Raw genomic sequence first — 11,904 nt, forward strand, 5'->3', positions numbered from 1 at the left:
ATAAATTCAATTTGAGGTATCAAAACTTGAGCCAACTAAATCTTTATTTGTATTAGAGGGCCTGAAGCTTTTTGACCAAATAATTTTTGTTTTTGAAAAAAGTTCATTTTTAGTGATCTTCCAAAAATTTAAAATTTTTTCAATATCGTTTTTAATTTCGATTTCTCCTGGGAAATTGGTATAACGATTAATTAATCTAGCTAAATTTATATAGTCAAGATCTTCTGGTGTTTTTTTAGTTATAAGGGAATCTATAATGTTTTTGTCTGTTTCATGTAATGGATGAGTTTGCTCGTTACCCATAAATAAATACTGAATCATTTATAAAATTAGCTCACATATTCAAAAATGAAACATTATCTTAATCATATCTGCAAAATAAAATGAAAAATTTAAAGATAAAAGTTATATCTAAATACCTAAGACCTTACAAAAAAGAATTCTTATATGGTGCTTTAGCTCTCTTAATAGTAAATATACTAAGTGTTGTTATACCCCTAGAAGTAAAAAATATAATTGACCAATTACAAAATGGGTTCTCTTCGGATTTTGTTATTTCTAAATCTTTATGGTTAATATTTTTAGCAACTTGTATGGGTTTAATAAGATTATTTTCTAGACAGATTGTCTTCGGAATAGGTAGAAAAGTAGAAGTAAATCTTCGTCAAAAACTATTTGACCATTTACTTATTCAAGATCCAGAATGGATCCAAAAAAAAGGTAGTGGAGATATTATTAGTAGAGCTACAAGCGATGTTGAAAACATAAGGAGACTTTTAGGTTTTACAGTTTTAAGCTTGTGCAACATTGTCTTGGCTTATTCATTCACTATTCCTTCAATGTTTTCGATTAATAAACCATTAACAATATCCGCTTTAATGATTTTTCCATTAATCCTTGGGATTGTAAGTCTATTTGGAGGCAGAATGGTTAATCAAAGGAAAGCTCAACAAGAATCATTATCAAAACTTAGTGATCTAATACAAGAAGATCTATCTGGCATAAGTGCCATTAAAATTTATGCGCAAGAGAATGCTGAGAAAAATGAATTTAACATATATAATAAAGCCTATCGAAATTCAGCCATAAAACTTGCAAGAACAGCGAGTACCCTATTCCCTTTGTTACAAGGGATATCCTCAATTTCATTATTGATTTTATTATCATTAGGAACTTTTCAATTAGAGAGTGGATTTATTTCTATAGGTGGTTTAGTAGCTTTAATTCTTTACGTAGAAAGACTTGTCTTCCCTACAGCTCTACTAGGTTTTACCTTAAATACTTTCCAACTTGGTCAAGTAAGTTTAGATCGTGTTGAAGAAATCTTTCAGAACAACCCAAATATTGTAGATAGAGAAGAAACTAAATTTTTAAAAAGAAAGATTAAAGGATTCTTAGAAGCAAAAAATCTAACGATAAAGTATCCAGGATCAAAATTTAAAGCATTAAATAGTCTTAATTTTAAAATTTATCCTGGAGAACTTATTGCAATAGTTGGCCCAGTAGGTTGTGGGAAGACAACGCTAGCTAAATCTCTAGGTCGGACTATTGAAATACCAGACAATCAATTGTTTTTAGATGAAATAGATGTAAAAACTTTAAAATTAAGCGATCTCAGAAAAAATATTTCAATCGTTCCTCAAGAAGCATTCTTATTTACTTCTACAATCTCAGAAAACTTAAGTTTTGGAGAACCCAAAGCTTCTGAATATTTAATTAAAGAAAGCGCAACAAAAGCTGGATTAATTGATGATATCAATAGTTTTCCACAAAGGTTTAAAACTGTTGTTGGTGAAAGGGGTATTACATTAAGTGGTGGACAAAGACAAAGAACTGCACTAGGAAGAGCACTTCTTGTTGATTCTCCTATTGTTGTTCTTGATGATGCTTTAGCAAGCGTAGATAATAAAACAGCAGCAAGAATAATAGATGAAATGAGTGATAGAAGTAATAAAACAATCATAATGATTAGTCACCAACTTTCTGTTGCAGCAACCTGTGACAGGGTTTTAGTAATGGATAAAGGAGAAATAGTACAAGAAGGGGCTCATAAAGATTTAGTAGAGGTGAATGGACTATATAAACAACTCTGGGATAGAGAACTAGCTACCAGAATTGTAAAGAGCTAAAACTAATTTTTTTTTTCTTATAATGGATAGATTTAAATTATGTTTAAATTCCTGAAAAACATTATGAATAATGATGAGGTAAATTTAACTAATGATGCTTATGCCTTACATAGAATATTAAAAACAGATATCAAAAAAGATCCTAATTCAGAAGAAGATGAAATAATTTTTGGATGTGGTTGTTTCTGGGGTGCTGAAAAATGTTTTTGGAAACTACCTGGTGTTATCACAACATCTGTAGGTTATGCTGGAGGGGAAAAAAACAATCCATCTTATTATGAAGTATGTTCCGGCTTAACTGGTCATTCAGAAGTTGTAAGAGTTATATGGGATAAAAGGGAAATTGATGTAAGTGATTTATTAAAAATGTTTTGGGAATGTCACGACCCTACTCAAAAAAACAGACAGGGTCATGATTTGGGAACACAATATAGATCAGCAATATATTACAAAAATGAAAATAATATTAAAACCATATTAGCCAGTAAGGAGCAATATCAAACGGAACTAAGCAAAAATAATCATGGTTTAATTGAAACAGAAATAAAAATGATTGATTCATATTTTTATGCTGAACAATACCATCAACAATACCTTGCATCAGCTGGAAGCAGGCAGTATTGTTCCGCTTCACCTACAAAAGTTAAGTTAGGAGTATTTACTGGAAGCAACTATAAATTAGAAGACCATATATGGGAAAACTTTAATTGGGAAGTTGACAAGTGTGTATTGAGATCTGATAACAATCCTATAAAGAATAACATTTAAATCAATCTAATCTTTATAGTAAAGACACGGGGCGTAGCGCAGTTTGGTAGCGCACCACTTTGGGGTAGTGGGGGTCGTGGGTTCAAATCCCGCCGTTCCGATTATTTATCTTCTTCATTAATAAGCGATTTGTACAGTTTATATGAACTTATGCCTACCGCTATGAAAGTAAAAGAAGAAAAAAAAGCTAAAACCAATATTGTAAGATTTGAAACTTCAACTTCACCTAATTGGAAAGATATAAAAATGTTCATTAGAAAGAAATTTTTTAAAACCATAACACAATTACAAAAAATTTTTTTTACATCCAACTATGTATTCAGAAGAATTACAACACCAAAAAATACTCGATAGATTATAAATATTTTCAACCCATTTGAAGAAAAATACTTTAATAAGAAATCTATTGCTAATAAAGAAGACAAAAATGCAGTTATAAGACCAACAAATAGAGGAAAAAAACCTAATGCAAAGAAATCATTAAAAGAAGAAATAAACTCAACGATCGCAGCAAGAGAAATAGCTGGCATCCCTAAAAGAAAAGAAAATTTCGCAGCATCTCCTCTTTCCCATCCTGATATTAAAGCGCTAGAAATAGTGACCCCCGATCTTGATACACCAGGAAAAATTGCAAATGCTTGAAAGAAACCTATTAAAAAACTATTTGAATATTTATGGTTTTTTATATTAATAGAACCTCTTTTCGCACTATCTGCCAAGTACATAAAAAAAGCCATCAGAAATGAGACCAATGCTATTGATAAATTTGATCGAAGAACGTTTTCAAAAAAAGAAGGGATAAATATTTTTATAAACCCACCAAGCAAAACGATTGGAATAGTACCAATCAAAATAGACCTTAACAATCTTTCATGTAAGAGATATTCAAGAAAATTATTGGAAGATTGACTTCTGAAATTAAAAATATCATTCCTAAAATACCAGGCTATAGCTAGAACACTGCCTAGTTGAATTGTCGCGGACAATGAAGCTCCAGGATCATCAATACCTAAAAAAAGGGATATGATTTTTAAATGAGCTGTACTACTTACAGGGATAAATTCCGTCAACCCTTGAATTAATCCATATAAAACGAATTTTAAATATTCCAAAAATTATTAAATTACCTAATTAATTAATAGCAATTTACATTCAAAAATTAAAAGCTAGTATAAATAAATGAAAAAAAAATCTATTTTAATATTATTTTTTCTTTTTTCCTTAATCTTTTCTGGTTCTGCGAAAGCTAACTATTGGTTAATAATTGGAACCTACAGACAAGGACCGGGAGGAAGGCCAGAGGTTAGCGGAATAACAAGTCCTTCTTTACATTCTATTCCGATGAGAGATTTAGATACTTGTAATAAGGCAGGCGAAAAAATTACTAATGAAATATACAAACTTGTTTGGCAATTTGATAGTAGATGGACCTGTGTGTTTGGAGGTAATTAGAATTAAAGTTACCTTTTAACATCGTGAGCGCAGCCATCTCCTTTATAGTTTTCACTCTCGTAAAAATCATTTTTTGTCCCAAAATAAACTGTCAACAAAACGAACGGTAAGCTTAATATAAATAAAATAGTTGTTAAATCCATAATGGTAACTTGTTCAAAAAGGTTATGAAAAATTTAAAATTTTTCTGCTAACTCATTTTTTAATAATCTGTGGGTCCTTTAATACCAAGATAAAAGAACGCTCCTAATCCAACTAAAAGTAAAACTCCAGCTATGGCTGCAGAAGGAACGAAACCGCCTATTGCAAAGGAAGAAAAATAATACATCTATAAAACTAAAACTAGTTTGATAATATCAATAAAAAATAGGTATTTGTAAAAAATTTTGACTCGAAGACAATTAAATAATATCTGTTTTATGCCACTAAAGTCGAATCTTCGTTATCAGCAGAAATTCTTATTCTTTCTTCCAACTTAGGACCATATAATTCATTTCCCCAGATTTCAACTCTTGAATCATTTGGGGCCATAAAAGTAAGAATGTCAGTTGGGAATAAAACTCTTTCTAAGAAAAAATTTGATGGACCAATACATCTCAAGACAACCATCCTACAGCCTTCATTTTTGTAAGAAAACTCAACCATCTCTAAACAGCAAAATATAAATAATTAAACACTATTAAGCACTAAAAAAAATGTATAAAAAATTACTGAAAAAAAAGAAATTTAGAAAATGCTACAAATTCAATCCAGCCTCAACTAACTTTCTTTCTTGATCAATTAATAAAAGCGCATAGGATTTTATAACATCAAAACTTTTATGAGGAATTGAGACATTGAGCATTCTCAAGAAATTAGATAAATTTTCATCTTTAAGGGCGTTACCTTTTTGTAAAAACATTTCTTTTTCCTGATTTGTTTTCCATATATTCATATATTCAATCTTCAATGGCTTTAAGTGCCAAATATTGTCTATTAAACTCCAAATATCTAAATATTCTTTTAGGTTGTTTTGAATTTTTAATACATAAGATGATTCATGAAGACTCAAATCTGTTGTATTTATGGATCTATCATTTATGTCAATAGAATAAGGTTTTATTCCCAAAAACCATCCCTCAAGAATTAATAAATCAGGATTATCTAATCTCCAATGAGATCTATCTCCTAAACCATTTCTTAAAGATTTATCGAAAACTGGTACATTTAATTCTCCATTTATCTTCCAATTTAATAATTTTTCATGCATTAATTTTACTGAGTGACTTCCAGGAAAACCTCTTGAAACATTCCAAGGATTATTCTGAATTGCTAATTTCATTTCATTTGAAGGGAGATAAAAGTCGTCAATTGAAATAACCGCAATTTTGAAGTTAAATTTTAACGATATAGCTTCGAGCCATTTACCTAGTGTTGTTTTACCTGTGCCAGGAAGAGCTGAGATTCCAATAATTTTTCTATCAGAAAAATTATTATGCAATTTATAAGCCTGAGATAAAAGAGGTAAAGCCAAACCCCAAATCCAATCATCATTTACCTTATTGTTCCAATATTGATCAATTGAAAGAATGTTTCTTTTATTATTCCAAAAATTGAACCAATCATCCAAGGATTCCCAACCAATATCAACAATTAATTTTTCAAATTTTTCAAGAGGAAAATTAATATCTAAATCTTTCATCTTTCTAACTTAGTTCTCTATCATTTATTAATTTATTGATTTCATTTTTCCAACCATATCCATTTGGTTCAGAAGCCAAAGTAAATTCCAAATCTTTTAATTGATCTAGTAAATTTGAGTTAGGTCCATTTATTCCAGGAATAACTATTTTAATATCTGAGTTTAAAAGTAGAGGCAAATCATTTGGAGAATCGCCTAAACCTATAATTTCAATATTATGAACATTTGAATATTCTTTAAGAGCCTTTATTGCTTTTCCTTTATTCGATTTTGTAGATAATAAGTGACTCATTCTATTGCCCTTAAAAATATCAACATTAAATTTTTTACAACAGATATTAATTTTCTCTTCTAAAAAACTTGGCGGATTTAAAAAAGGCATGCTCCAGTGTCTATCACGCATTAAATTCAATGATTTGCCTACTAAACCTGTAAGCTGAGTGGCTTCTTGATCAGTGAGATTATTAAGAGGAGTAAGTTTGTAATCAATTTCTTTAGAAATAAAATTTAGGATTTCTTCAAGAGATTCGTACTTTATTCCAAGAATAATTTCTCCATTTACTCTTTTAAGAGATTCACCATATATTGCCGCACCATTCTCAACAATATAAGGATCCGTCAAGTTAAGTTCTTTTCTAATAACTTTTACTTCAGAAGCGGTTTTGCTTGTACAAAGAATTACGGGTATAGACAATTTTTGTAGTTTTTTTATAGTTTCTTTAGCAGGTGATAAATCATATGAGTGATCCATTAAAGTACCATCTACATCACTTACTACCCAAATAGAAGAATTTTCTATCATTTTTATAAAGCACTAAGCCAAATCACTTGAAAAGGATCAAGACTAATATTTTTGCAATTGTATTTATTTGTTGTTAAAAAATCATGGGTATTGAAATCATTATCAATTATTTTTGGTAGATCATTATCATTCAATTGATAATTAATTTTATTTTCAGTCATATTATGGATTGCAAAAACAGACCCAGGTCCTATACCTCTTTTGATTACAACAATATCACTTCTACCTTTAGACAAACAATTCATTTGTGAACAAGGGTGAAATTGCTTTAATTCTGATCGGACGTCCATAGCATTACGAAGATATTTTAAGTTTTTATTAGCATTAGATTCAGGATTATTTAAAACAGCTGAAAGATTTTCTGATTTAAACTTTTCTCTATTTAGATCTCTTCTTTGACCTGTCATAGAAAAACTTTTAATATCATTTTCTGAAGCTAGTAATGCTGGCAAATAAAATGCAGGGACCCCTTTAAGAGCCATTACTAATAGTTGACTCAAAATAAATCTCTCATATTGAAATCTTTTAGCATCTCTACTGGAGTCTTCCATTGCACTCCACCAACTAATATTCAATTCATAAGGTTTATCATCACCATTTGATAAACGTCTATGACTTACTAATCCTCCTCTTTTCTCACAATTAATTAATAAATCCTTAATTCTCTGCTCATTCATTAAACCCTCAAGAGCTCTTAGCCCAACGCCATCGTGCGATGCAGTGAAATTAAATAAAGTGGTATCTTCAGGTAAATTGGGCCAATCAAAAATCCATGAGTTTAGAATATCAGCTCTTGAAGTAATAATTGCCTCTAGGAGAAGAGGAGGCAATGGGAAATTATATGCCATGTGGGCTTCATCATCAGGAATGAGATAAGATAGATTCTCTTTCTGAGGAACATTGGTTTCTGTTATTAAAACTCCATCATCAAGAAGATTATTTAAAAGAACTCTTAAGAGTTTCACAATTGAATGTGCTCTAGGTAAATGTAAGCATGTGGTCCCTGATTCCTTCCATATAAAACCTACAGCATCAAGCCTTAACCATTTAATTCCATTAGATAAATAAGTAGTAATTAAATTTAAGAACTCAAGAGTCATTTTAGGATTATGCCAATTCAAATCAATTTGATCTGGCCCAAAAGTTGTCCAAACTTGTTTAGGACCATCATCAGTATTTATTTGAGAAAACAAAGAGGAACTTCTAGGTCTCACTACATTTGACCAGTCAAGATTTTGTTCCGGTGAAAAAACATTTGATATACCTGGTTCTTGGGATTTAATAAATTGTTGTACCCATGGGTGAGATGATGAGACATGGTTTAGTACCAAATCAGCCATCAAATCATGATTTTTAGAAATACTTTTGAGGTCATCCCAACCACCGAATTTTTCTTCTAGAGAATCATAACTTGACACTGCGAAACCTCCATCACTTGTAGATTTCAAAAAAGGAAGAATATGTACAACTTTAGAAAGACTTCCAAAATGTTTACTTAATAAATTCCTAAGAGTTATTAACGTTGCCTCACCATTTTTATAAATACTATCTGCATAAGTTATCAAAACTGAATGAGATTCATTCCACCTTTCCTTATCTCTTATTTCTTCATAAGCAGATTTCTCTGAGAAATCATCTAAAATCTGTAATAATTGGTTTGAGATAAAATTAATTTCTTCTGTAGTATGATTTGAATAAATTGTTTTTAACAATTTATCAATTTTTAATCTATCTAATTTTTTCTCTGAATCAATTTGCTTCACTTTGAAAAAATCATCGAAGTATTAATACCATTCTGCACATCAATTAGAAAATGGACTTTCAACAAGGTTTAATCACAACAATACATGAATATGGAGTTACAGGAAATTTACTTAAAGAATTAAACAAAAGTCTTAAAAGAAGATCAACTAGCATTTTAATACCTTGCTTATATGAAGAGTTTGAGCGTCCAGCATTAAAAGATATTAGAGGTGTTTTAAAAAACCTTACAGGCTTAAATGAATTAGTAATTGCTCTCTCCGCAAAAACTGTTGAGCAAGTTAAGTCAGCAAAATCATTTTTTGACTCAATGCCATTCCCAGTTCATGTTCAATGGACTAATTCTCCCTCTGTAATTGAGCTATTAAAAAGCCAAGAAAAAAATGGATTAGAACTTTTAGGAACTCCAGGTAAAGGATGGGCTGTATGGCAAGGCATTGGAGTTGCGACTAGAAAATCAGAAGTTGTTGCTCTTTTTGATGCTGATATAAGAACTTTTAGTCCTTTATATCCTTCAAGAATGATACTTCCACTTCTGGATGAATCATATGGAATATCATATGTAAAAGCTTTTTACAGTAGATTATCTCTGGAAACACATCAATTGCAAGGTAGAGCAACAAGATTATTCGTGGGTCCTTTATTGGCAAGTCTTGAGCAGTTAGTTGGTAAGGGTCCGTTTTTACAATATCTTCAATCTTTTAGATATCCATTAGCAGGTGAGTTTGCTTTTACTAAAGACCTTGCTATGAATTTAAGAATTCCTTGTGACTGGGGTTTAGAGATAGGTTTATTATCAGAGGTTTATAGAAATGTAAGGACCTCCAAAATAGCCCAGGTTGACCTAGGTTTATTTGATCATAAACATAAGAATATTGGTGATTCTTCTAAAGAAGGATTGCAAAAAATGTGTACAGAAATACTTTCAAGTGTTTTAAGAGGTCTCATGGAACATCAAGCCGAAACATTAACTAGCACTCAACTAGCAACTTTAGAAGTTCTCTACAAAAGAGTTGGAGAAGATCGGGTAAAACAATTTGGATTAGATTCAGCAGTTAACCAACTTCCATATGATAGGCACGAAGAAGAATTATCCGTACAAAAGTTTGCGAAACTATTAAGACCTGCTACAGAAGATTATCTGGCTTGTCCTACTACACTTCAATTACCAAGTTGGTCAAGAGTTCTATCTTGTGAGAATAAACTGCAAGAAGATTTAGCTATTGCAGGGTCAAAAGACATACAGATAAGTGAAAAAGAATTAATTAAAAACTTCTAAAGCAAAAAATACCTCTGAGCCATTGGGACTTCATCAAGGGGTTCACAAGTAAGAAGTTCTCCATCAGAAAAAACTTCATAAGTTTGAGGATCAACCGAAATATTTGGTAGTTTACTATTAAGTTTTAAATTTGATTTATTGATATTTCTGGTATTTTCTACTGCAATACATTTCTTTTGTAAGCCTAATTTATGCGGAATATTTTGTTCAATTGAATTTTTACTTAAAAAGGTAAAAGAACTCTTAATTAGAGATTGGCCGAAACTTGCAAACATAGGTCGACCATGTACAGGACCTGGAGTAGGAATTGAAGCATTTGCATCACCCATTTGGGACCAAACTATAGATCCTCCTTTAACAACTAATTCAGGCTTTACTGCAAAAAAGGAAGGTTTCCACAACGCCAAATCCGCAATTTTACCCTTTTCTATAGACCCAACATGTTTATCAATACCATGAGCTATTGCAGGATTAATTGTGACTTTAGAAATATATCTCTTTACTCGATAATTATCGTTTCTATCTGAATCCTGCGATAGCGGGCCCCTTTGGACTTTCATTTTATGTGCGGTTTGAAAAGTTCTTGTAATCACTTCACCAACTCTTCCCATAGCTTGAGAATCACTAGCAATAATTGAAAAGGCACCTACATCATGCAAGATATCCTCAGCTGCAATAGTCTCTCTTCTGATCCTTGATTCAGCAAATGCAATGTCTTCTGGGATTTTAGAATCTAAATGATGACAAACCATTAACATGTCAAGATGTTCTTCTAATGTGTTCCTTGTATAAGGTCTTGTTGGATTTGTGCTACTTGGAAGAACATTTTTTTCTCCACAGATTTTAATAATATCTGGAGCATGACCTCCACCTGCTCCTTCGGTATGAAAAGTATGAATAGTTCTTCCTGCAATAGCGTTGATGGTATCTTCAACAAAGCCTGCCTCATTCAAAGTATCAGTATGAATACATACTTGTACGTCAAACTTATCTGCAACATTTAGACAGGAATTTATTGTAGAAGGAGTGGTTCCCCAATCCTCATGAAGCTTCAATCCACATGCACCAGCTTCAACCTGATCAATAAGATTGCTCTCGTTTGTTGAGTTTCCTTTTCCAAAAAAACCTAAATTCATAGGAAATGCTTCTGCAGATTGAAGCATTCTTGCAATGTGAAAAGAACCCGGAGTACAAGTAGTAGCATTTGTGCCAGTTGCAGGTCCAGTTCCTCCTCCCAACATGGTTGTAATTCCAGAGGCTAGTGCTGTCTCAATTTGTTGGGGACAGATAAAGTGAATATGGGTATCTATTGAACCTGCAGTAAGAATATGCCCCTCTCCAGCTATTACTTCTGTTGATGCACCAATAACAATATCAATATTATCCTGGATATCAGGATTGCCAGCCTTACCAATTTCAAAAATCATTCCATCTTTTATACCCACATCAGCCTTAATTATTCCCCACCAATCTACGATCAAAGCATTTGTTATTACGGTATCTACAGCCCCATCAGCCCTTTTTACTTGAGACTGTCCCATCCCATCTCGAATAACTTTACCTCCACCAAATTTAACTTCATCTCCGTATGTAGTTAAATCCTTTTCTACTTCAATAAAAAGTTCAGTATCAGCGAGCCTTACTCTATCTCCTGTGGTAGGTCCGTAAGTTTGAGCATAAGTTTTTCTATCAATTTTATAAGACATAATTTTAACTATTTAAAGAACCATTAACTAATGAATTAAAACCATATACATTTCTTAAACCTGAAAATGGCACTAATTTGACATCTGTTATATCACCCGGTTCGAATCTAATTGCTGTTCCTGCAGGAATGTCAAGACGCATACCTTTTGTTATTTCTCGATCAAAAATTAAAGCCTTGTTTGCTTCATAAAAATGGAAATGAGATCCAACTTGCACAGGTCTATCTCCAGAATTAGAAACCGTTACTGTTTTAACATGCTTACTAAGATTTAGTACGATTTCACCTTCTTCAGGAATTATTTCGCCAGGAATTAAATTACTCATA

At 31.6% G+C, this 11,904-nt stretch carries 13 protein-coding genes and 1 tRNA gene; 5 read left to right on the forward strand and 9 right to left on the reverse strand.

Annotated elements, in window-relative coordinates; all coding sequences use genetic code 11:
- Positions 1-6: 6 nt before the first annotated feature.
- A complete protein-coding gene (locus BS621_RS00300; RefSeq protein ID WP_077141408.1) occupies positions 7-303 on the reverse strand; it encodes a DUF3288 family protein in 297 nt (98 codons plus the stop codon).
- An 80-nt stretch (positions 304-383) separates the two neighbouring features.
- On the opposite strand from BS621_RS00300, the gene BS621_RS00305 reads away from it, so the two are divergent.
- The 3 genes from BS621_RS00305 to BS621_RS00315 all read left to right on the forward strand — a co-directional run bounded on the left by BS621_RS00305 (position 384) and on the right by BS621_RS00315 (position 2,998).
- Entirely contained in the window at positions 384-2,129 is a 1,746-nt protein-coding gene (locus tag BS621_RS00305) for an ABC transporter ATP-binding protein (RefSeq protein WP_077141409.1), read from the forward strand.
- A gap of 39 nt (positions 2,130-2,168) precedes the next feature.
- Complete coding sequence (gene msrA / locus BS621_RS00310) at positions 2,169-2,897, forward strand: peptide-methionine (S)-S-oxide reductase MsrA (protein ID WP_077141410.1); 729 nt, start codon at positions 2,169-2,171, stop codon at positions 2,895-2,897.
- Positions 2,898-2,924: 27 nt separating this feature from the next.
- Positions 2,925-2,998: transfer RNA gene (locus tag BS621_RS00315), tRNA-Pro, on the forward strand.
- Positions 2,999-3,208: 210 nt separating this feature from the next.
- Here BS621_RS00315 and BS621_RS00325 read toward each other — a convergent pair.
- Positions 3,209-4,009, reverse strand: coding sequence for an undecaprenyl-diphosphate phosphatase (locus BS621_RS00325; protein ID WP_077141412.1), 801 nt, complete (start codon positions 4,007-4,009; stop codon positions 3,209-3,211).
- Between the two features lie 67 nt (positions 4,010-4,076).
- Between BS621_RS00325 and BS621_RS00330 the strand changes: the two genes are divergently transcribed.
- Positions 4,077-4,349, forward strand: coding sequence for a hypothetical protein (locus tag BS621_RS00330; protein WP_077141413.1), 273 nt, complete (start codon positions 4,077-4,079; stop codon positions 4,347-4,349).
- Positions 4,350-4,551: 202 nt separating this feature from the next.
- On the opposite strand, the gene BS621_RS09690 is transcribed toward BS621_RS00330, so the two are convergent.
- From BS621_RS09690 to BS621_RS00350, 5 genes are all read right to left on the reverse strand, one after another.
- A complete protein-coding gene (locus tag BS621_RS09690; RefSeq protein WP_257008987.1) occupies positions 4,552-4,677 on the reverse strand; it encodes a hypothetical protein in 126 nt (41 codons plus the stop codon).
- 89 nt (positions 4,678-4,766) lie between these two features.
- A complete protein-coding gene (locus BS621_RS00335) occupies positions 4,767-4,994 on the reverse strand; it encodes a DUF1830 domain-containing protein (protein WP_011862870.1) in 228 nt (75 codons plus the stop codon).
- A gap of 91 nt (positions 4,995-5,085) precedes the next feature.
- Positions 5,086-6,030, reverse strand: a complete 945-nt coding sequence (locus BS621_RS00340) for a kinase (protein ID WP_077141414.1) — start codon at positions 6,028-6,030, stop codon at positions 5,086-5,088.
- A 4-nt stretch (positions 6,031-6,034) separates the two neighbouring features.
- Complete coding sequence (yedP, locus tag BS621_RS00345; RefSeq protein WP_077141415.1) at positions 6,035-6,832, reverse strand: mannosyl-3-phosphoglycerate phosphatase-related protein YedP; 798 nt, start codon at positions 6,830-6,832, stop codon at positions 6,035-6,037.
- A gap of 2 nt (positions 6,833-6,834) precedes the next feature.
- Positions 6,835-8,595, reverse strand: coding sequence for a sugar phosphorylase (locus tag BS621_RS00350; RefSeq protein WP_077141416.1), 1,761 nt, complete (start codon positions 8,593-8,595; stop codon positions 6,835-6,837).
- A gap of 50 nt (positions 8,596-8,645) precedes the next feature.
- Here BS621_RS00350 and BS621_RS00355 point away from each other — a divergent pair, with 50 nt between their 5' ends.
- The gene (locus BS621_RS00355; RefSeq protein WP_077141417.1) at positions 8,646-9,872 is read left to right on the forward strand and encodes a glycosyl transferase; all 1,227 of its coding nucleotides are present in this window, start codon (positions 8,646-8,648) and stop codon (positions 9,870-9,872) included.
- Here the strand turns inward: BS621_RS00355 and ureC are convergent.
- Positions 9,869-11,578 (reverse strand): urease subunit alpha, encoded by a 1,710-nt coding sequence (ureC, locus tag BS621_RS00360; protein ID WP_077141418.1) that lies wholly within the window; start codon positions 11,576-11,578, stop codon positions 9,869-9,871. The genes BS621_RS00355 and ureC overlap by 4 nt on opposite strands.
- Before the next feature lie 4 nt (positions 11,579-11,582).
- A complete protein-coding gene (locus BS621_RS00365; protein WP_077141419.1) occupies positions 11,583-11,903 on the reverse strand; it encodes an urease subunit beta in 321 nt (106 codons plus the stop codon).
- Between the last annotated feature and the right edge of the window lies 1 nt (position 11,904).

This window comes from Prochlorococcus sp. RS04, assembly GCF_001989455.1.
Lineage (GTDB): Bacteria > Cyanobacteriota > Cyanobacteriia > PCC-6307 > Cyanobiaceae > Prochlorococcus_A.

What these genes read in the sequence shown, in the direction of transcription:
- BS621_RS09690 (WP_257008987.1), bottom strand. Translation starts at nt 4,677, where the DNA reads ATGTATTATTTTTCTTCCTTTGCAATAGGCGGTTTCGTTCCTTCTGCA.
- ureC (WP_077141418.1), bottom strand. Translation starts at nt 11,578, where the DNA reads ATGTCTTATAAAATTGATAGAAAAACTTATGCTCAAACTTACGGACCT.
- BS621_RS00365 (WP_077141419.1), bottom strand. Translation starts at nt 11,903, where the DNA reads ATGAGTAATTTAATTCCTGGCGAAATAATTCCTGAAGAAGGTGAAATC.
- BS621_RS00340 (WP_077141414.1), bottom strand. Translation starts at nt 6,030, where the DNA reads ATGAAAGATTTAGATATTAATTTTCCTCTTGAAAAATTTGAAAAATTA.
- BS621_RS00330 (WP_077141413.1), top strand. Translation starts at nt 4,077, where the DNA reads ATGAAAAAAAAATCTATTTTAATATTATTTTTTCTTTTTTCCTTAATC.
- msrA (WP_077141410.1), top strand. Translation starts at nt 2,169, where the DNA reads ATGTTTAAATTCCTGAAAAACATTATGAATAATGATGAGGTAAATTTA.
- BS621_RS00335 (WP_011862870.1), bottom strand. Translation starts at nt 4,994, where the DNA reads ATGGTTGAGTTTTCTTACAAAAATGAAGGCTGTAGGATGGTTGTCTTG.
- BS621_RS00305 (WP_077141409.1), top strand. Translation starts at nt 384, where the DNA reads ATGAAAAATTTAAAGATAAAAGTTATATCTAAATACCTAAGACCTTAC.
- yedP (WP_077141415.1), bottom strand. Translation starts at nt 6,832, where the DNA reads ATGATAGAAAATTCTTCTATTTGGGTAGTAAGTGATGTAGATGGTACT.
- BS621_RS00300 (WP_077141408.1), bottom strand. Translation starts at nt 303, where the DNA reads ATGGGTAACGAGCAAACTCATCCATTACATGAAACAGACAAAAACATT.
- BS621_RS00355 (WP_077141417.1), top strand. Translation starts at nt 8,646, where the DNA reads ATGGACTTTCAACAAGGTTTAATCACAACAATACATGAATATGGAGTT.